We start from the raw sequence: 21,171 nt of genomic DNA, 5'->3' as shown, positions 1-21,171 counted from the left end.
GCGTCCGCGTCCCGGCGCCGGATCGCTAGGTCCGGCGCCGCGCATTGCAATTAGGTAGCGCGCTATATATACTGTGCCCATGGATACCACCCCCGCCCCCAATCCCTTGCACCAGGTGCCGCGCCTGGACAGCCAGCTGTGCTTTGCGCTGTACTCGACTTCGCTTGCCATGAACAAGCTGTACCGCAAGCTCCTGCGCAAGCTCGGTCTCACCTATTCGCAATACCTGGTGATGATGGTGTTGTGGGAACGCGACGGCCTGACGGTGTCGGAAGTGGGCGAGCGGCTGTTCCTCGACTCGGCCACCCTGACGCCCCTGCTCAAGCGCATGGAGCAATCGGGCCTGTTGACGCGCACGCGCGCTGCCAGCGACGAGCGGCAAGTCATCATTTCCCTCACGGAACAGGGCGACCAGCTGCGCCATGAAGCAGCCTTGCTGCCCGAAGCCATCCTGACGGCCAGCCACTGCAGCGTGGAACAGGTTGTGGACATGAAACAACAGCTGAACCAATTGCGCGACAGCCTGATGAAAAGTGAGTAAAGGCGCCGCTTTTCCGAGCAAAATCAGGTAAAGCATCCCCCTGACAGCGCCAGGCAAAAGCTGGCGTGAAATCCGCCTTTCTTTATTACAAATCGATACATGGATGGCCCCGCCCTGCGTATAGAATAGTTGCCACTATTTCCTTACAACAACATCAGGGTGAATATGCGCATATCTTTCGGCTCCGTAGCCTCGTTGGCTCTGTGTTTTACCGTGTCGGCCTTCGCGGCCGAACCATTCGACGACAAGTTCCGCCAGCTCGAAGAGGTGCTGCCCACCCCGAATACCTACCGCACGGCCTCCGGCGCGCCGGGCCACGCCTACTGGCAGCAGCGCGCCGACTACACGATCCGCGCGACGCTGGACGAAGCCAGGCGCGAGATCGCCGGCAGCGGCACCATCACCTATCATAACCAGTCGCCCGACACCCTCGGCTACCTGTGGGTGCAGCTGGACCAGAATATCTACAAGCCCGATTCCGACGCGCGCCGCATGACCACGGCGCCCTCGCGCCAGGCGTGGGCCAAGACGACGGGCGAAGAGACCATGAAGTTCGAAGGCTTGCGCGGCATCCTCGCGCGCGGCGACTTCCAGGGCGGCTTCAATATCCGCCGCTTGACAGGCGCGGATGGCCAGCCTTTGAAATATGTAGTGAACCGCACCATGATGCGCATCGACTTGCCGCAGCCCTTGAAGCCGGGCCAGGATTTCGTCTTCCAGATCGACTGGGATTACCGCATCAACGAACAGAAGGTGCTGGGCGGGCGCGCCGGCTATGAAGTCTTCGACGACAAGAACGCCCTGTTCGAAGTGGCGCAGTGGTTCCCCCGCATGGCGGCCTATTACGATGCGGCCGGCTGGCAGCACAAACAGTTCCTCGGCTCCGGCGAATTCACGCTGGAATTCGGCGACTACGACGTGCAGCTGACGGTTCCTGCCGACCATATCGTCGCCTCCACGGGAGAGCTGCAAAACCCGCAGGACGTGCTGTCTTCCGCGCAGCGCGAGCGCCTGGAAAAGGCCCGCGGCAGCGACAAGCCCGTCGTCATCGTCACGCAGAAGGAAGCCGAGGCGGCCGAAAAAACAGTGAGCCGCGCGCAAAAGATGTGGCACTTCAAGGCGGCCAACGTGCGCGACTTCGCCTGGGCATCGAGCCGCAAGTTCATCTGGGATGCGCAGGGCTACAAGAAGGGCGGCAGCGATGTGATGGCCATGTCCTACTATCCGAAAGAGGGCAATCCCCTGTGGGAAAAGTACAGCACGCAAGCCATCGTGCACACGATTGAACAGTACAACAAGTACAGCATCGACTATCCGTATCCGACGGCCATCTCCGTCAACGGCCCCGTGGGCGGCATGGAGTATCCGATGATCTCGTTTAACGGCCCCCGTCCGGTGAAAGACAAGAAGACCGGCGAGCTGACCTACTCCAAGCGCACCAAATATGGCCTGATCGGCGTGATCATCCACGAAGTGGGCCACAACTACTACCCGATGATCATCAACTCGGACGAGCGCCAGTGGACGTGGATGGACGAAGGCCTCAACACCTTCGTGCAATACCTGGCGCAGCAGGCGTGGGAAGAAAACTACCCGGCTTCGCGCGGCGAACCGCGCGAGATCGTCGACTACATGCGTAGCCGCGACCAGGTGCCCATCATGACCAATTCCGAGTCCCTGCTGCAGTTCGGTAACAACGCCTACGCCAAGCCGGCGGCGGGCCTGAACATCCTGCGCGAAACCATCCTCGGGCGCGAACTGTTCGACTACGCCTTCAAGGAATATGCGCAGCGCTGGAAGTTCAAGCGTCCCACGCCCGCCGACTTTTTCCGCACCATGGAAGACGCCTCCGGCACGGACCTGGACTGGTTCTGGCGCGGCTGGTTCTATACGACCGACCCGGTCGACATCAGCATCGACGGCATCAGCGAATATGGCGTGAGTTCAAAGGATCCGGCAACGGAAAAAGCGTGGAAGAAGGCGCAAAAGGACGCCCAGCCGGAATCCGTCACGAGCCGCGCCAACAAGGGCATGCCGCGCCGGGTCGAGGCGCATCCGGAGCTGAAGGATTTCTACAACCAGCACGACGATTTCACGGTGACCAACAAGGACCGCAACGCCTACGCCGAAACGCTGGCCGCCCTGGAACCGTGGGAAAAGGACTTGCTGAAACAGGGCAAGCACCTGTACCTGGTCGACCTGTCGAACGTGGGCGGCATGGTCATGCCGCTGATACTCGAAATCGAACTGAAAAGCGGCAAGAAGTACGTCGAGCGCGTGCCGGCCGAAGTGTGGCGCTACTCGCCGAAGAAAATCACCAAGGTCGTCATCACGGATGAACCGATGGTGGGCCTGGTGCAGGACCCGTACTGGGAAACGGCCGATATCGACACGAGCAACAACGCTTGGCCGAGAAAAATCACGCCGTCGCGCCTGGAACTGTTCAAGAGCGAGAAATCGCCCAAGGATAACCTGATGCGCGATTTTCATACGCCGCTGAAAGGCAAGAACGGCAGCTCGGCCAGGGGCGACGAGGCGTGAAGCGCTGGCGTCTGCTCGCTTGCGCCACGCTGGCCTGCGCCAGCATGGCGGCGGGTGCCCATAATTTTCATATGGGCATCGCCGATATCAGCTATAACGCGGCCAGCGGCAGCACCGAAGTGGTGCACACCTACACTGGCCACGACGTCGAGGCGCTGCTGACGAACCTGTACCAGCGCCAGTTCGACCTGGGCCAGGAAGACAGCGAAGCGGCGCTGCGCCGCTATGTCGAAAAACAGTTTTACCTCGTGGCGCCGGACGGCAAGCGCCTGCGCCTGAACTGGGTCGGCATGAAGGTCAATGCCGACAACGTGGTGATCTTCCAGGAGATCGAACGCACGCGCCTGCCCCCCGCCACGCGCATCCACAACCAGCTGCTGATCGACTTCCTGCCCAGCCAGCGCAATACCCTCAACGTGCAGGACAGCGGCGCCATCCAGACGCTGATTTTCGACCGCCAGAACACGGAACTGCCGATCCACTAAGCTCCGCCACTTCCAAAGACCCATGACGCCACGCCATCTTGCCTTTCTCCTCGCCGCCCTGTTTTCACCGGCCGCCGCCCACGCCGACGACATCTTCCAGCGCGTGCTGGTCGACGGTTCGCGCCTGAACCAGCTGGGCGTGGCCGATTCGGCCAACGCGGGCAGCGTCACGCAAAAGCAGCTCGATGCGCGCACCAGCTACCGGCCCGGCGAACTGCTGGAAGCCGTGCCGGGGCTGATCGTCAGCCAGCATAGCGGCGAAGGCAAGGCCAACCAGTTCTACCTGCGCGGCTTCAACCTCGATCACGGCACGGACTTGCGCACCACCGTCGACGAGATGCCCGTCAACCAGCGCAGCCATGGCCACGGACAGGGCTGGACGGACCTGAACTTCCTGATACCCGAACTGGCCATGCGCCTCGATTACAAGAAGGGACCGTATTCGGCGGCGCAAGGCGACTTTTCCTCGGCGGGGGCGGCGTCCGTCGTGTATGCGAACCGCCTGACGCAGGGCGTCGCCAGCGTGGGACTCGGACAAAACGGCTTTCGCCGGGCCCTGCTGGCCGATTCGCCCGATGCGGGCGACGGCAGCCTGCTGTACGCGCTCGAAGCACAACGTAACGATGGTCCGTTCACGCAGCCGGACCGCTACCGCAAGCTCAATGGCGTGCTGCGCTACAGCGAAGGCTATGCCAACAACGGCTTCAACGTCACGGCCATGGCGTATGACGCCAGCTGGAACGCCACCGACCAGATTCCGCTGCGCGCCGTGCAGGACGGCACGCTGGGCCGCTTCGACGCCATCGATGCCAGCGACGGCGGCAAGGCGCAGCGCTACAGCCTGTCGGGCGCCTGGCGCCAGACGACGGACGACGTGTCGTCCAGGGTCAGCGCGTATGTGATCGCCAACCGCCTGGCCCTGTTCTCGAATTTTACGTATGCGATGGACGATCCCGACAACGGCGACCAGTTCGCCCAGCCCGACCGGCGCGTGACGTCCGGCCTGGATGCCAGCCATACCTGGCACCGCCACACGGACAGGGGCAGCAGCGACACCACCATCGGCGTGCAGCTGCAGAACGACAATATCCACAACGGCTTGTACAACACGCGGCAGCGGCAGATCCTGTCAACCACGCGGCAAGACCACATCGTCGAGTCGAGCATCGGCGTGTATGGCGAAAACAGCACGCGCTGGTCGCGCTGGCTGCGCACCGTGGCCGGCCTGCGCGCGGACGCCTACCGCTTCGACGTACGCAGCGACCGCGCCGCCAATTCGGGCACGGCCAGCGACCATTTGTTCAGTCCCAGCCTGAGCGTGATCGCGGGACCGTGGCGCGATACGGAAGCGTATCTCAACATCGGCAATGGCTTTCACAGCAACGACGCGCGCGGCACGACGATCACCGTCGACCCGAAGACGGGCGAGGCGGCCGACAAGGTCACGCCTTTGGTGCGCTCGCGGGGGCTGGAACTGGGCTTGCGCAGCGCCGCCATCGCCGGCCTGCAAACCTCGCTGTCGCTGTACCGCCTGGACTTCGATTCCGAGCTGCTGTTCATCGGCGACGCGGGCGCCACCGAGGCGGGCCGCCCCAGCCGCCGCTACGGCGTGGAGTTTTCCAGCTACTACAAGGCGGCCAGCTGGCTGTCGCTGGACCTGGACCTGGCATATGCACGGGCGCGCTCGCGCGGCAGCGACCCGGCGGGCGACTTCATCCCCGGCGCCATCGAAGGCGTGGCCCAGCTGGCCATGACGGTGACGCCGCCGGGGCCGTGGTCGGGTTCCTTGCGCCTGCGCTACTTCGGCCCGCGCCCGCTGATTGAAGACAACAGCGTGCGCTCCGCGGCCAGCGTGGGCTTGAACGGGCGCATCGCCTATCAGATCGACAAGACCTTGCGCGTGGAAGTCGAAGGCTACAACCTGGCCAACCGGCGCGACTCGGCCATCGACTATTACTATGCCTCGCGCCTGCCCGGCGAAGCCCAGCCCGTCGACGATATCCACTTCCATCCGGTGGAATCGCGTTCGCTGCGCCTGACCCTGGTAAAGAATTTTTAACTCAACAAGAATAATTCCTATCGGACCTAACACAAGAGTTGCCGCGAAGTCGTAGAATGCCAGGCTGGATAAACTGAGACAGGCCGCATTGCGGCCGGCACCGCCATGAGCACTTCCGCACCGATCTTTACCGACCCTTCCCACGTCAAGGAAGCCTTGCGCGATGACGGCTATGCCGTCCTGCGCCCGCAGGACGTGGCCGCGCTGGCCGGCTGCCCGCTGGCCGCGCTGCGCGCGCTGGAAGGGAGCTGGAATACCCTGCCGCTGGACAATTACCTGAAGGATGGCGGCCGCTATCGCCGCCGGCGCCACTCGTGTTTCGTGCAGGATGGCGAGCGCCTGACGCAGACGGCGCACCGTCCGCACTGGCAACCGGTGGAATACAACGCCCTGCACGGCGGCATGCACCGCCTGTTCGAACCGGTCGAAGCGGCTATCGTTGCGCAAGCGGCCTGGCAGCAGCTGATCCGCGCGCTGGGCAACGCCTGCTCGCAGGTCAAGGGCAGCCAGCCGTGGTTCATCGAGGCGCACCAGTTCCGCATCGATACGACCGATGGCATCGGCCGCCCCACGCCGGAAGGTGCGCACCGCGACGGCGTCGATTTCGTCGCCGTGCTGCTGATCGGGCGCGAACAGGTCAAGGGCGGCGAGACGCGCATCTTCGAGGCCAATGGCCCCAACGGCAAGCGCTTTACCCTGACCGAGCCGTGGTCGCTGCTGCTGCTCGACGATGCGTCTGTCATCCACGAATCGACGCCGATCCAGCCAATCGGCGAACATGGCCACCGCGATACGCTCGTGCTGACCTATCGCGCAGGTCAGTTCCAGGGCGAAAACTGACAAGCGGCCACAGCATTCCCTGTGGCCAAAATAGTTACTTGGAAGTTACTTTTGCAGACCTAAATCCGATATAGTCATACGATGTCGATATTGCGCGCTCACCGCGCCCAGCATCACCACACTGAAATTCTAGGAGAGGTCTGTGGACTCCAACAACCAAATCAAGCCTGACGAAATCGAGATCCTGATCGTCGAGGATAGCCCGACCCAGGCGGAGCGCTTGCGCCGCCTGATCCAGTCCCTGCACTATAACGCGCGCGTGGCGGCCAATGGCCAGCTGGCCCTGGCCGCCATCCGCGAGCGCAAGCCGCACCTGGTGCTGTCCGACATCGTCATGCCTGAAATGAATGGCTACGACCTGTGCCGCGCCATCAAGTCCGATCCGACCTTGCGCGACATTCCCGTGATCCTCGTCACCTCGCTCAACGATCCGAAGGACATCATCCGCGGCATCGAGTGCGGCGCGGACAATTTCATCCGCAAGCCCTACGCGGAAGACTACCTGCTCAACCGCATCAGCCACATGCTGATGAACCAGAAGCTGCGCAAGAACCAGAATGTGGAAATCGGCATCGCCCTGTACCTGGGCGACCAGAAGCATTTCATCAATGCGGAACGCCAGCAAATCCTCGACCTGCTGATCTCCACGTATGAACAGGCGGTGCAGGTCAACGGCGAACTGCAGGCGCGCGAACGCCAGGTAATCGAACTGAACATGCGCCTGGCGCACCATGCGGCCGAACTGGAAACCATCAACCGCGAAATCGCCCTGAAAAACCTGGAGCTGGCCGAGGCGAGCCGCATGAAGTCCGCCTTCATCGCGAACATGTCGCACGAACTGCGCACGCCGCTCAACGCCATCATCGGCTTCACAGGCGCGCTGCTGATGAAACTGCCCGGCCCCCTGACATCCGACCAGGACAAGCAGCTGAACACCATCCGCGCCAGCGCGCGTCATCTGCTCTCGCTGATCAACGACATCCTCGACGTGGCCAAGATCGAAGCGGGCAAGCTGACCCTGTCGATCGAACCCGTGCACTGCCAGGAACTGATGGCCGACGTGGCCGACACCCTGCGCCCCCTGGCCCAGCAAAAGGGCCTGGCGCTGGAAATGGCGCTGGGAGAAGCAGGCCAGCCGCCCGCCATCATCGACACGGACCGCCGCGCATTGACGCAAATCCTCATCAACTTGCTCAACAACGCCATCAAGTTCACGGAACAGGGCACGGTGCGCATCAGCCTTGCCCAGCGCGACGAGGACGGCGTTCTGGTGACGGAAATGAGCATCGCCGACAGCGGCGCCGGCATCAAGGAAGAAGACCAGGCCAAGCTGTTCCAGGCCTTCTCGCAGCTCGATTCCACCTCCACGCGCCACGTGGAAGGCGCGGGACTGGGCCTGTACCTGTGCCAGAACCTGGCCAACGCCATCGGCGGCGCCCTGTTTTTCAACAGCGACTACGGCTCCGGCAGCACGTTTACACTGGCCCTGCGCAGCAAGGCCTGAGTTTCTGTGCGCCGCAGCATGGAATGCTGACTTTTTACCATCCAGGAAAGATCGATACAGTATTTCTACGGTATTGCACCGCACCATTTTCAGCGCTATAGTAGAACTGTCTCCTCCAATTCGTTCTCCGAACATTGGATTACGCCCGCGAATACAACCGCGGGCTTTTTTTTGCCTGCGTTTTCCCTCATCTTCACCTTTCCTTAACTAAATCAAACGATTTAGTTATATCAATCGTTTGAGATATGTGATTAAATCTCCGGCATGATTGAAAAAAACGCCATCCCCACCTCCCACACCGACGAAGGGCGCAAGCCCCGTTCCGACGGCGAACAGTCGCGCGAGCGCCTGCTGCATAGCGCCATCCGCCTGTTTGCCGAGCAGGGCTACGCCAAGACGTCCACGCGCGAACTGGCGCAGGCGGCCGGCACGAACGCCGCAGCCATCAGCTACTATTTTGGCGACAAGGCGGGCCTGTACCGCGCCGCCTTCGCCCAGCAGTCGGCCAACCCGCAAGACAATATCGCCCTGTACGAACAACCGCATTTCACCTTGCGCCAAAGCCTGGAAGGCTTTTATGCGCAGCTGCTCGCCCCCATGCAGCAGGGCGAGATCGCGCGCGACTGCATGCGCCTGTGGTGCCGCGAGATGCTCGAACCGACGGGCCTGTGGGCGCGCGAAATCGACCAGAATATCCGCCCCGAACACGAGGCGCTCACGCGCGTGCTGGCGCGCCACCTGGGCGCACCCGACGACAGCGACGATATGCACCGCCTGGCCTTTTCCATCGCTTCGCTGGCCCTGCAGCACATGGTGGGCGCCGAGGTGCTGCAAACCTTGCGCCCGCAACTACTGGAATCGCCGCAGGCCATCGACACTTGGCTGGCGCGCATGAGCGACTACGCGCTGGCCATGGCCGACGTGGAGCGCCAGCGCCTGGCCATTCCTCCCTCTACCCCTACCGCTCAACGACAAGCAGAAGGACCAGCATGACGACTATTCGATGCACCGTTCAACGTGTCCTGGCCGCCAGCATCGTACTGGCGCTGGGCGGTTGCGCCCTGCAGGGGCCGCCCGCAGCGGTGGCCGCCAGCGCACCCGTGCAGTGGCAGGTGCCACTGCCGCATAACGGCAAGCTGACGGACCTGGCCAGCTGGTGGCAGGGCCAGGGTGACAGCCTGCTGGTGGAATTGATCACCGACGCGCAGCAGGTCAGCCCCACCATCGCCGCCGCCCGCACGCGCATCGTGCAGGCGCGCGCGGACAGAGTCGCCAGCGGCGCCGCGCTGGCGCCCACGCTCGATGCGACGGGCAGCGTGGTGCGCACCAGCCAGCAATCGGCCCAGCCCAGCGGCACCACCTCGCAGGCCGCGCTGCAGGCGTCATGGGAAATCGACGTCTTTGGCGCCAACCGCACCACGCGCGATGCGGCGCAGGAGCGCTACGACAGCGCGCGCGCGGGCTGGCATGAGGCCCGCGTCTCGGTGGCCGCCGAAGTGGCAAACCAGTATTACGCCTTGCGCACCTGCCAGCAATTGCAAGCCGTGTCCGAACAGGATGCCGTCTCGCGCCGCGACTCGGCACGCCTGACGGAGCTGAGCGCCGGCGCCGGCTTCCAGCCGCCCGCCAACGCCGCCCTGGCCCGCGCCAGCGCCGCCGAAGGCGCCAGCCGCGCCATCGAACAGCGCGCCGCCTGTGACGTGAATGTCAAGGCGCTGGTGGCCCTGTCGGCCATACCGGAAGCGTCGCTGCGCGAGAAGCTGGCGGCCAGCCCGGCCATCCTGCCCTCGCCCGTGGCGATTGCGGAGCTGCCGGCGCAAACCCTGGGCCAACGTCCCGACATCTACAGCGCCGAACGCGAAGTGGCGGCCGCCAGCTTTGAAGTGCGCGGTGCGCAAGCGCAGCGCTACCCGCGCCTGAGCCTTTCCGGCTCCATCGGCAAGGGCAATATCCGCGCCGGCGGCACCAGCATCACGGCCAGCACCTGGAGCATCGGCCCGCTGGCCGTCAGCCTGCCCATTTTCGACGGCGGCACCCGCCGCGCCCAGGTCGATGCGGCCACGGCGCGCTACGACGAAGCCGTGGTGAAGTACCGTGCCGGCGTGCGCCAGGCCGTGCGCGAAGTGGAAGAAGCGCTGGTCAACCTGGCCAGCACGGACGCGCGCAGCGGCCACGCGAAAACGGCGCTGGAAGGCTACCGCGTGTCGTTTGTCGCCACCGAGGACCGCTACAAGAATGGCCTGGCCAGCCTGATCGAACTGGAAGACGCGCGCCGCACGCGCCTGGCCGCCGAAAACACCGTGGTCAACCTCGAGCGCGAACGCAGCGCCGCCTGGGTAGCGCTGTACCGCGCCGCCGGCGGCGGCTGGAACAGCAGCAGCGCCATCGCCAACAACGCCCCCTGACGGATACGACAACATGAAAAAAATGACCTTGAAACCGATGACGCTCGCGCTGGCCGCCCTCTTTATGGTGCTGGGCGCCGGCGTGGCCGTGTACGCCCCTTCCTCCACGGCGGCCGACGACGCCAAGGATAAGAACGCGGCGCAAAAACCGGCGCTCACCGTCACCACGGCCAAGCCGCAGACGGCCAGCCTACCCATCAAACTGAAGGCCAACGGCAACGTGGCCGCCTGGCAGGAAGCCGTCATCGGCAGCGAATCGAACGGCTTGCGCCTCACAGAGGTGCGCGTGAATGTCGGCGACGTGGTGCGCGCCGGCCAGGTGCTGGCCGTGTTCTCGAACGACACGGTCAATGCCGACGTGGCGCAGGCGAAGGCCGCCGTGCTGGAAGCGGAAGCGAATGCGGCAGAAGCCGCCGCGAACGCGCAGCGCGCCCGTTCACTGCAAAGCACGGGCGCCATCAGCGCACAGCAAATCAGCCAGTACCTGACGGCCGAACAGACGGCCAACGCGCGCATCGCGTCCGCCAAGGCGCAGCTGGCGTCGCAGCAGCTGCGCCTGAAATACACGCAGGTGGTGGCGCCCGACAGCGGCATCATTTCCTCGCGCTCGGCCACCGTCGGCTCCGTCGTGGGCGCCGGCACGGAACTGTTCCGCATGATCCGCCAGGGCCGCCTCGAATGGCGCGCCGAAGTGACGGCCACCGAGCTGCTGAACCTGAAAGCGGGCACCCTGGCGCAGGTCAAGGCTGCCAACGGCAGCGTCCTGACCGGCAAGGTGCGCATGATCGCCCCTACCGTCGACCCGCAGACGCGTTCGGCCCTCGTATACGTCGACCTGCCGGCCAGCACCGGCAACAATGCACCGTTCAAGGCCGGCATGTACGCCAGCGGCGAATTCGAACTGGGTAACTCGGGCGCGCTGACGGTGCCGCAGCAGGCGATCGCCGTGCGCGATGGCTTCAGTTATGTCTTCCGCCTGAATGCCGACCAGCGCGTCAGCCAGATCAAGGTGCAGGCCGGACGGCGCCTGAGCGACCGCATCGAGATTTTAGGCGGCATCACGGCCGACACCACCATCGTCGTCAGCGGCGCAGGCTTCCTCAATGACGGCGACCTGGTGCGGAATGTTCAAAACCCGGTGGCAACCCCGGTCGCAGCAGCTGCCAAGCCGGCCGCAGCGAAAAAGTAAGGAAAAACCATGAATTTTTCCTCCCTCTCGATCAAGAATCCGATCCCGGCCATCATGCTGTTCGTGCTGCTGACCCTGGCCGGGCTGCTGGCCTACAAGGCCAATCCGGTGCAGGATTTCCCCGATATCGAACTGCCCATCGTCACCGTCAGCGCGGTGCTGCCCGGCGCCGCTCCAGCCCAGCTGGAAACCGAAGTGGCGCGCAAGATCGAAGATTCCGTCGCCACCCTGCAAGGCGTGAAAAACATCTACACCAAGGTGCTCGACGGCGTCGTCACGGTGACCGTCGAATTCATCCTGGAAAAGCAGATCGCCGAAGCCGTCAACGATGTGCGCGACGCCGTCGCCCGCGTCAAGGCGGACATGCCGGCCGAGCTGCGCGACCCCACCGTCACCAAGGCGTCCACGGCCGGGCGCGTGGTGCTGACCTTTATCGCCACGGCGAAGCCGGGCGTCGACAACCCGCTCGATTCTCCCGTCCTGTCCTGGTTCGTCGACAACACGGTGGCCAAGCGCCTCCTGACCGTGCCCGGCGTGGGCGCCGTCACCCGCGTGGGCGGCGTCTACCGCGAGATCCAGGTGGAACTCGACGAGGCGCGCATGGCCGCCTTGAAAGTGTCGGCCCTCGACGTCTCGCGCCAGCTGCGCCTGGTGCAGCGCGAAGCGCCCGGCGGGCGGGGCGACATCAGCGGCGCCGAGCAGTCGGTGCGCACCATCGCCACCGTGAAAACGGCCGATGAACTGTCGCGCGTGGAAGTGCCGCTGCCGGACGGGCGCCACGTGCGCCTGGACCAGGTGGCCACCGTGCGCGACACGGTCGCCGAACCGCGCGCACTGGCCGAGCAGGATGGCAAAACGGTCGTCGCCTTTGAAGTGTTCCGCACCAAGGGTGCCAGCGAAGTGGCCGTCGCCAAGGGCGCGCGCGACGCCATCGCCGACCTGCAGAAGGAAAACCCGAATGTAGTGCTGCAGCAGTCGATCGACAATGCCTTCCCCGTCGAGGAAAACTTCGACGGCTCGATGGAGCTGCTGTACGAAGGCGCGCTGCTGGCCGTGCTGGTGGTGTGGTGGTTCCTGCGCGACTGGCGCGCCACCCTGGTGGCCGCCGCCGCCCTGCCCCTGTCCGTGATGCCAGCCTTCCTCGGCATCTACTGGTTCGGCTACACGCTCAACACCGTCACCCTGCTGTCGCTGGCGCTGGTCGTCGGAGTGCTGGTCGACGACGCCATCGTCGAAATCGAAAACATCGAGCGCCATCTGCGTATGGGCAAGTCGCCCATGGAAGCGGCCATGGAAGCGGCCGACGAAATCGGCATGGCGGTGATCGCCACCACCTTCGCGCTGGTGGCCGTGTTCCTGCCGACGGCCTTCATGAGCGGCATTCCCGGCCTGTTCTTCAAGCAGTTCGGCTGGACGGCCGTGCTGGCTGTGCTGGCCTCGCTGGTGGTGGCGCGCCTGCTTACGCCAATGATGGCAGCCTACATATTGAAACCGCTGCCGCACAAGGAAGAACAGGATGGCTGGCTGATGACGCGCTACCTGCGCGTCATGCGCTGGTGCCTGAACCACCGCGGCACCACGGCCATCGCCGCTGCCCTGTTCTTTGTCGGCGCCATCGCCCTCGTGCCCCTGCTGCCGACGGGCTTCGTGCCGGCCGCCGACCGCGCGCAGACGCAGATCAACCTGGAACTGCCGCCCGGCTCCACCCTGGGCGAAACGCAGGCCGTGGCGGCCCTGGCGCGCGATGCGGCCATGCGCACGCCAGGCATCCAGGGCGTCTTCAGTTCGATTGGCGGCGGCTCCAGCGGCGACGCCTTCGCTCCCGGCGCGGCTGCCGAGGCACGCCGGGCCGTGCTGACCCTGACCACCGTGCACCGCACGGAGCGCAAGGAATCGATGGCGGGCCTGGAAACGCAGCTGCGCCACAAGCTCGATGCGATACCCGGTGCGCGCTTCACAGTAGGGCCGCCCGACACGGGCGTCAAGATGCAGCTGGTGCTGCGCTCGGAAGACCCCGTGGCGCTGATGGCGGCGGCGCAAAAGGTCGAGCGCGAGCTGCGCGGCCTGAAAGGCATCGGCAACGTCAATTCCAGCGCTTCGCTGGTGCGCCCGGAAATCATCGTACGCCCTGATTTTGCCAAGGCGGCCGACCTGGGCGTGACGGCGGCAGCCATCGGCGAGACGGTGCGCGTGGCCACGGCCGGCGACTACGATACGGACCTGACGAAAATGAACCTGCCCGAGCGGCAGGTGCCGATTCGCGTCAAGCTGCCCAACAGCGTGCGCGCCGACCTGGCCGCCATCGAACGCCTGACGGTGCCCGGAAAAAATGGTCCGGTGCGCCTGGCGAACGTGGCCAGCGTGACGATGGAAAGCGGCCCGGCGCAGATCGACCGCTTGAACCGCAGCCGCAACGTGACCCTCGACGTGGAACTCGGTTCGCGCACCCTGGGCGAACTGAACGAAGAAGCGCGCGCGCTGCCGTCGATGAAGAATCTGCCGCCGTCCGTGAAGATCGCCGAACTGGGCGACGCACAGGAAATGGCATCGCTGTTCGCCAGCTTCGGCCTGGCCATGCTGATCGGCGTGTTGTGCATCTACTGCGTGCTGGTGCTGCTGTTCAAGGACTTCATGCAGCCGGTGACCATCCTGGCGGCGCTGCCGCTGTCGATCGGCGGCGCCTTCGTGGCCCTCCTGATCACGGGCAGCGCCCTGTCGATGCCATCGATGATCGGCCTGATCATGCTGATGGGGATCGTCACCAAGAACTCGATCCTGCTGGTCGACTATGCGATCCTGGCGCGCCAGGCCGGCATGAACCGCTTCGATGCGCTGGTCGACGCCTGCCACAAGCGCAGCCGCCCCATCCTGATGACGACGATCGCCATGGGTGCCGGCATGATGCCGCTGGCGCTGGGCTGGGGCGCCGACCCCAGCTTCCGTTCGCCCATGGCCATTACCGTCATCGGCGGCCTGATCACGTCGACTTTATTGAGCCTGCTGGTGGTGCCGGCCGTGTTCACCTACATCGACGACCTGGAGCACCTGCTCAAGCGCGGCATGGCCAGACTGCGCCGCCAGAAGGCGCCGCTGCGGCGCGATGACAAGGTGGCGCTGGAAAAATAAGCGCCGCCACCGTTTGCAAAATCGCCCCCTGCGGGCAAGGAAGCGAAGGACCGGCCGCCAGGCCGCGCTCCCTCGCTTCCATCTATCTGGCATACTGCGCCCATTCTCCATGAACGCAATCTGCCCTGCTTATGAATTACCGCACCCCGCTCGTCCTGCTACTGGTATCCGCACTGCTCGGCGCCTGCTCGGACAAGACCGCCCCCGCCAGCGCCGACCCGGCGGCTGACGTGGCAGCAGATGTCCCTGCCGCCGCAGCCGACACGGCATCGACCGAACACGTGCCGCCGCCGGCCGCCACCGCGCCCAGAACAGAGGCAATGAACACGCCGCAAGCGCGCGAGCTCGAAGTGGGCATGATGCGCGCCGTCTTCGGCAAGGACTACCGCAGCGACAGCGACGATGCGCTGGCCGACCTGTCCGATCCTGACAACCATGTCGACAAACTCAGTTACGTGGTCAGCGCCATCAGCCACAAGCTGCTGCCCGATGGCCGTGCCATCCTGGTGGCGAATGCGGAAACGGCGAACACGGAAGGCACGGCCGAATCGGCGCATGCCTCGCCGGGACTGCTGAACGTGTTTTTCCTGGCGCCGAAGGGCCAGCCGGAAGACGGCCAGTGGCAAGTCGTGAAACGCCTGGAAAACATCGCCACCCTCGGCTCCTCAGGGCAGCTGGGCGAAGTGCACTGGGTCATGCTGGGTGCGAACAAGCCGGGACTGGCGATACGCCATGGCTACACGGGCCAGGGTTACACCATCACGCAGCTGGCCCTGTTTGAAATCGGCGATGGCAAGGTGACGGCGATCGATGGCGGCATCGACCTGTATTCGGACAATATGGGCGCCTGCGGGCCTGACACGGACGAGTGCTGGATGGTCGACGGCAAGTGGCGCTTCGCTCCCGCGCGCAATGGCGGCGCCTACGACGATCTGCTGATCGATTTCAAGGGCGCCTCAGAGAAGATCAAGCCGGGCGTCACGATCAAGCCGGATCAGGACCCGCCGCGCATCGCCACGCCCTTGAACGGCCACGCGCGCTATGGCTTCGATGGCAAGGGCTACAAGCTAATCGAGGGCAAGAACACGGTGCCTGGCGTCTGAGCCAGGCACCGGTGGTAAAAAATCAGCGGCGCGCCGCCTCCAGGCGCGCCAGCAGCGGCGCATACATGGCACGCGTATGGCTGCTCCAGCGAGCCATGGCGTTGTCGATATCGAGCAGTAGGCGTTCCGACAGCACCTTGTCGCCCTGCTGCAACGCCCAGATCGCGCACTCGGCGCGGCACTCGAAACTGTTGTAGCGCGCCAGCGCATCGTCGAATTCCGCCTTCGCCTCCGGCTGGCGCCCGCTTTGCGCCAGCGCGCGCGCCGTCAGCAGGGACACCATCTCGGGACGGAAATGGATATCCGTGCGACGGATGAACTCCAGGTGCGTCAAGGCCTCGGCGCCGCGCCCGCATTCCAGGTAGGCGCGTGCCGCGCCCAACCGAATTTCCAGGTCCGAGGAAAACGCACCCTGCAGGCAGGCTTCATACGTCGATGCAGCTTCCTGCGCATCGCCCGCTTCCAGCTGCGCGCTGGCCAGGCGCATCTGGTTCTGCGCCGTCGGCGTGTACTCGAAAGCGGCTTTCGCCTCGCGCAATTCCCGGTTCGGATCGAGCACCTGCACGGCCACCGAAGCCACCTTGCGCGCGCCTTGCGGCAGGCGCGAATTGGGCAGGTAGATGGCGAAGAAATACACCACGCTGCCCAGCAGCGGGAACATGAATAAAATGAGCAGCCAGTACAGCTGCTGCCCGTTGCGCACCACGTGAATCGCAAAAAATACCGCGATCAGGATGTGGATGCCTATGCCAAAAATCGTCATGTTACAACCTCGTTCGTGACGGGAGCCGCTGGCACCATGCCGCCGCTTTCCCTGGCTCAATATTACACCGGCCACCACGGCAAGCCCGCCGGGGAGACACGCGAACGGCGAAAAAAAAGCAGGACAGCCGCGAGACCGTCCTGCTTCCCTGCTGCGCCTGTGCGCGTCAGAACGTGCTGATGGCGTTCAGGAACCAGCCCCGGCTGCGATATGACAGATCCGTCAAATCGTCCGAGAAGGTCGTGAAGTTGTAGCCGATGCCGATCTTGGCGTGCTTCGCCACATGCCGGTAGACGCCGACCAGGGCGCCGGCACGCGCATCGCCCGCCTCGCGCGCCTTCAGCCTGCGTCCCTCGATGAGCGCATCCCACTCCTTGACGATATGGAAGTCGGCGCGCAACACCAGCAATTCCGCGCGGCTGGAAAACCACTCGCCTTGCGTCTTCGACGCGCGCAACTGGCCCGTGCGCACGCCGAATTTCCCGCCCACCGACAGCCATGGCCGCACGTCATACGTCGTATCGACATTCAGGATATGGCTTTTCTGCGTATAGTCGAGCACCCCACCCGTGACGCCGTCAACCTGGCCTGGCGATGGCAGGTTATAAAAGTACGTGTACTTGAACAGGGTATTCCAGCGGTCGTTGTCGACCGGGCGATAGGCCGCCCCCGTCACCACTTCCGTGTAATCGCCATCGTAGAAGGCCCCCCGCGTGGAGCTGCTGCGCGACAGGTTGAACTTGCCCAGCAGGCGCCAATCGCGGTCCAGCTGGTAGCTCAGCGCATTACGCGTCAGCCACACCTTGCGGTGTTCGCTGTTCGCGTCCGTGACGCAGCCGCCGTCAGCCGGTATGGTGGCGCAACTGCCATCGACCGTCCCCAGCGACTTCGTGCGGTCCGTGCGGAACTCCAGCGCACTGGAAAACTTCAGCCGCTCGTAGGCATATGCCGCCGTCAGGCCGATGGCGTCGCGCTTCAAGTCGCCCGACAGGGGATTCGACAGCGTGCCCGTCTCGAACTTGATGCCCGTGGTCCAGCGCTCGGTAGGCGCCAGGTCCACGCCGAACGCGTGCGTCAGGCTTTGCGGCCCCGCGCCATTGCCCCAGCGGCTTTCCGCAAACAGGCCCGCCTTGTCGTTCAGGCGGTAGCGGCTGCCCGCCGTCAGCGTGGACTGGCGGCCGCTGTAGTTCACATCCGGCGTTTCCGTCTCCATGCGGTAGTTCAGGTAAACGCTGCTGCGCTCATCCATCTGCATGTTGCCGAACAGCTGGCCGCCCACGCCTCCGCTGCCGCCCGACGCTTCCGCCCCCAGGCGCAGGCGTTCGCTCACCTGGTAGGTGCCACCCAGTCCCGCGCGGTCATTCAGGGCGCGGTTGCCGCTGCGCGACAAGGTATGCTGCACGAAGCCGTACATATCCCACGGCGCGTACAGCAATCCTGCCACGCGCGCCGAGGCCACGCCGGAAGCGAGCGTGGTGTCGGGGCCGTACTGCGGACCGCCAGCCATGCCCGCCTCGCGTCCCTGCGTCACGAGCTGGCCCGTGATGCCGCCTTCCAGTCCCTGCTGCGGCACGGCGTTCGACGCCGGTGTCCTTTCCAGCGCGCCATCCCGGGCTTGCTGGCCCTCCTGCAATGGCCGATAGTCGACGCGCAGCACGGCGTCGCTGCGCCCGCCATCCTGGCTCAGGATGGCGCTGGCATTGTCCCTGCCAGCCGCATTGTCGCGGCGGTCGTGCCGCAGGCCTGCCGACACGCCCCATTCCGCATCGAGCTTGTGGCGCAGCGCCGCTTCCACGGCGCGCGCATCCTGGCTGGTGGCCGTGCGGTCATCCACCTTCAACGACACTTCCGTGCGCTCGCTCAGCGGCACGGTCGCCGCCAGGCCCGTTTGCCGCACGGCCTCGCCGTTCAGGGTCTGCATGCCCGGTCCCGCGTAACCGGCTTCGCGGTCCTGCCAGTAGGCGGCGATGCGGCCGCGCGCCGCGCCGCCCAGGTCGGCCAGGTCCAGCGCGCCGTCGAAGCGCTTCGCGTTGGCGGGGCGTCCGCCCGCCGTCGTCTGGTTGAAATCGAAGCCGCCGCTCGATGAACTGAGCACGCTGCTGGCGTCGCCGCTGGAACGGGCTGCCTCGGCCTTGATCCAGGTGCCCGGCCTGTAGCGCAAGGTCAGGTCCAGTTCCTTGAGGGTCTGGTCCGAACCCTGTTCGCCCTGGTGGTAATTGCTGGCCCCGATGCGCACATGGTCATTGAACCAGTGGCTGGCGCGCACCCCCACCGAGGTGCCGGAAATGGCGCTCAGGCCCGGCACATACTCATACGTCGCCACCAGGTACACGGGGTTGCCGCTCAGGCTGGCGCTTTGCACCAGCGCGCCGCCATCGGCCACGGAGGACAGCGGCGAGCGCAAGGTCAGGCGTCCCTGCAGGTAGTTGATTTCATAATCCTGCGAAGGCGTCAGCTGGATGCGCTCGATCACCAGGCCCGAATCCTTGTCGCGCACTTCCACCCACAGGCGTTCCGAACCCTGCGTCAGGTCCAGATGGCGCAGATAGTATTGCGAACCGCCCGTGCCGCGAAATTCTTCGCGCGACTGCAAGGTGCCCGGCGAAGCGGCAAAGGCGTTGAGCGTGGTGGCCTTTTCGCCATGGCTGGTGCTGGCGGCGCCATTCCACAGCAGGTTCGCGCCATACAGGCCGCGGCTGTACTGGGCCAGTTCCGAGCCGCTCCAGGTGGTCTGAAAATTCCCCCACATGACAGACGAATCGCCTTTTTCCAGGCGCACGTAAAAACGCCCCTGGGTAGGCGCATCGTCGACGGTGGTGCTGTCGTCGCCGTACACGGGATAGTATTTGTCCGGATCGATGCGGCGCAGCAGGTAGTTCGGATCCTTGCTCTGGAAATTGTGAAACAAATCGCGCAGCGGCTGTTCCCGCGTGTCGGCGCTGGCCGTCAGCAGGTAGTCGCCCTTGATCTTGCCCTTCAAGTAAAACGCGCCGCGGCCGTCGGCCCAGGTCTCGTTCCTGTAGTGCTGCGTGTCGCCCGTGACCAGTTCCGCCGGCCCTTTCGTGCGGTCGCGGCCAATGGTCAGGTCGGCCAGCGCCACATAGAACCAGTCGCTGTCGGCGATGTTCAGGTTGCGGCGGAAGGTCATGCCAGCTCCGCTGCCATCCTTCACGGCCACTTCCACCGTATGCGGCCCAGGGCGCATGATCTGGCGCATGGCGAACTTGCCGCTGGCGTCGACCGGCACGACCATGCCCAGCGCCGTCACCTGCTGGCCAGGCTTGATCTTCTCGCCGCTGATGGTGACGCTGCCGCCCGATGCATCGATATTGCGCAAGATCAGGCTCGACTCGCCCCAGCCGGCCAACGCTTCGCCGCCGGCCTTCTTGCCCGGCGCTTCGGGCGGCGCCGCATCGAGCAGGCGCAGTGGCTGCAAACGCGTCTCGTCGAACTTGCCGCCTGCGTCGTAGACGCGCAGCAGGTAACCGATCTGCTCCGGCGCATCGGCCGGCGCCTGCCAGGCCGTCGCTTCGCCCATCGTCGCGGGCACGATGGCAAATGGCTGCTCCTGCGTGCTCTGTCCCTTGGCGAAGATGCGGATCTCGGCGCGCTGCTGGAAAAATGCATAATTGGTATAGGTGCCAAAACGCACGGGCGCGTGGCGCTGCGCATAAGGCGCCGCCAGCCAGACATTCAAGGCCGGCGCGACGTTCAGGGGGTCGTACTTGACCTGGATGTCGGAACGCTCCAGCGCCACGTCGACGCAGCGCTGGCGGTCCGCCTCCTGCTGCGGCGTATCGGTGTCCTGCACCACGCCGTCTATGCTGATGGAGAAGGCCGCATCGCGGTTGGCCACCTGGCTGGCAACGGCGCAATCGTCGACCTGCACCACCGTCTCGATGCGCTTCGGCGGTGCGGCGGCGACAGCCGGCAGTTCGACGGCTTCCTCGTACCAGGCACGGATTTCCGTGCGGCGGTTCTGCGCCATGCCTTGCGGCGTGGCGTTCGACGCGATCGCTTCGCTCTCGCCCTTGCCGCTGGCGGAAAATGCCGTTGCCGGCAAGTCCAGCGCGCGCATCAGATAGGCCGTGACGGCCAGCGCGCGCGCCTCCGACAGATGCTGGTTGGTCGGGAAAGTCGGCTTCAGCCAGGCGGCGATGCGCTGGTTGTCCGTATGCCCGATCACCTGCACGCGCACCTTCTGCTTGCCGCGCAAACGTGCGGCCAGCGCGTCAAGCCGGGCCGTGGCGGCCGGCAGCAGCACATCGCGGCCGGACTCGAAATTGGTGCCCGACAGCAGATCGTCAAAGGTCACGCTCTGCTGCGCCGGCGTGGCCGGCGGCACCGCTTCCAGGATCACGCGGCGCTCGGCGCGACTCAGGCCAGACGGCGCCAGGCCGCTGAAAGCGGGCGACTCCTGCTCGCCGCTCGAGGGCTGCTGCGCCCCCATGCTGTGGCTCCGGTCCAGCATTTTTCCCCGCAGCGCGTGCTCGTTTGCCGTTTGGGCATGCGCGCCCAGACAGACAAAGCCTATGCTGCCGAGCAAATACACGAGCCGCGTGGGGACCGGCCTGGCCGCCGCTTTGAAGGTGCCTTGATTGCTAACGTTCATGGT

13 protein-coding genes are annotated in these 21,171 nt (G+C 65.0%); 11 read left to right on the top strand and 2 right to left on the bottom strand.

Annotated elements, in window-relative coordinates; translation table 11 throughout:
• Nucleotides 1-79 precede the first annotated feature (79 nt).
• The 11 genes from NCG91_RS17480 (at nt 80) to NCG91_RS17430 (ending at nt 15,793) form a co-directional block, all read left to right on the top strand.
• The gene (locus tag NCG91_RS17480; RefSeq protein ID WP_152250410.1) at nt 80-541 is read left to right on the top strand and encodes a MarR family winged helix-turn-helix transcriptional regulator; all 462 of its coding nucleotides are present in this window, start codon (nt 80-82) and stop codon (nt 539-541) included.
• A gap of 165 nt (nt 542-706) precedes the next feature.
• Entirely contained in the window at nt 707-3,082 is a 2,376-nt protein-coding gene (locus tag NCG91_RS17475; protein WP_251350595.1) for a M1 family metallopeptidase, read from the top strand.
• The gene (locus tag NCG91_RS17470) at nt 3,079-3,567 is read left to right on the top strand and encodes a DUF6702 family protein (protein WP_251350594.1); all 489 of its coding nucleotides are present in this window, start codon (nt 3,079-3,081) and stop codon (nt 3,565-3,567) included. Before NCG91_RS17475 ends, NCG91_RS17470 begins: the two co-directional genes overlap by 4 nt.
• A 22-nt stretch (nt 3,568-3,589) precedes the next feature.
• Nucleotides 3,590-5,626: a TonB-dependent receptor gene (locus NCG91_RS17465; protein WP_251350593.1), complete on the top strand. Its 2,037-nt coding sequence runs from the start codon at nt 3,590-3,592 to the stop codon at nt 5,624-5,626.
• A 105-nt stretch (nt 5,627-5,731) separates the two neighbouring features.
• The gene (locus NCG91_RS17460) at nt 5,732-6,466 is read left to right on the top strand and encodes a 2OG-Fe dioxygenase family protein (RefSeq protein ID WP_251350592.1); all 735 of its coding nucleotides are present in this window, start codon (nt 5,732-5,734) and stop codon (nt 6,464-6,466) included.
• A gap of 142 nt (nt 6,467-6,608) precedes the next feature.
• Nucleotides 6,609-7,970: a hybrid sensor histidine kinase/response regulator gene (locus NCG91_RS17455; RefSeq protein WP_099378093.1), complete on the top strand. Its 1,362-nt coding sequence runs from the start codon at nt 6,609-6,611 to the stop codon at nt 7,968-7,970.
• Between the two features lie 264 nt (nt 7,971-8,234).
• Nucleotides 8,235-8,963 (top strand): CerR family C-terminal domain-containing protein, encoded by a 729-nt coding sequence (locus tag NCG91_RS17450; protein ID WP_251350591.1) that lies wholly within the window; start codon nt 8,235-8,237, stop codon nt 8,961-8,963.
• Nucleotides 8,960-10,375, top strand: a complete 1,416-nt coding sequence (locus NCG91_RS17445; RefSeq protein WP_251350590.1) for an efflux transporter outer membrane subunit — start codon at nt 8,960-8,962, stop codon at nt 10,373-10,375. The genes NCG91_RS17450 and NCG91_RS17445 overlap by 4 nt, the downstream gene beginning before the upstream one ends.
• A gap of 13 nt (nt 10,376-10,388) precedes the next feature.
• Nucleotides 10,389-11,564, top strand: coding sequence for an efflux RND transporter periplasmic adaptor subunit (locus NCG91_RS17440; protein ID WP_251350589.1), 1,176 nt, complete (start codon nt 10,389-10,391; stop codon nt 11,562-11,564).
• Nucleotides 11,565-11,573: 9 nt separating this feature from the next.
• Nucleotides 11,574-14,690, top strand: a complete 3,117-nt coding sequence (locus tag NCG91_RS17435) for an efflux RND transporter permease subunit (protein WP_251350587.1) — start codon at nt 11,574-11,576, stop codon at nt 14,688-14,690.
• Between the two features lie 131 nt (nt 14,691-14,821).
• Nucleotides 14,822-15,793: a hypothetical protein gene (locus NCG91_RS17430; protein WP_251350586.1), complete on the top strand. Its 972-nt coding sequence runs from the start codon at nt 14,822-14,824 to the stop codon at nt 15,791-15,793.
• Nucleotides 15,794-15,815: 22 nt separating this feature from the next.
• On the opposite strand, the gene NCG91_RS17425 is transcribed toward NCG91_RS17430, so the two are convergent.
• Together NCG91_RS17425 and NCG91_RS17420 are read right to left on the bottom strand one after the other, a co-directional pair.
• Nucleotides 15,816-16,556, bottom strand: a complete 741-nt coding sequence (locus tag NCG91_RS17425) for a tetratricopeptide repeat protein (RefSeq protein ID WP_251350585.1) — start codon at nt 16,554-16,556, stop codon at nt 15,816-15,818.
• A gap of 166 nt (nt 16,557-16,722) precedes the next feature.
• Nucleotides 16,723-21,168 (bottom strand): OmpA family protein, encoded by a 4,446-nt coding sequence (locus NCG91_RS17420; RefSeq protein WP_251350583.1) that lies wholly within the window; start codon nt 21,166-21,168, stop codon nt 16,723-16,725.
• Between the last annotated feature and the right edge of the window lie 3 nt (nt 21,169-21,171).

This window comes from Janthinobacterium kumbetense (assembly GCF_023703445.1).
GTDB lineage: Bacteria > Pseudomonadota > Gammaproteobacteria > Burkholderiales > Burkholderiaceae_D > Janthinobacterium > Janthinobacterium kumbetense.
Note: the sequence above shows the minus strand (reverse complement) of the source record. Positions and strands in the feature narration are given on the sequence as shown.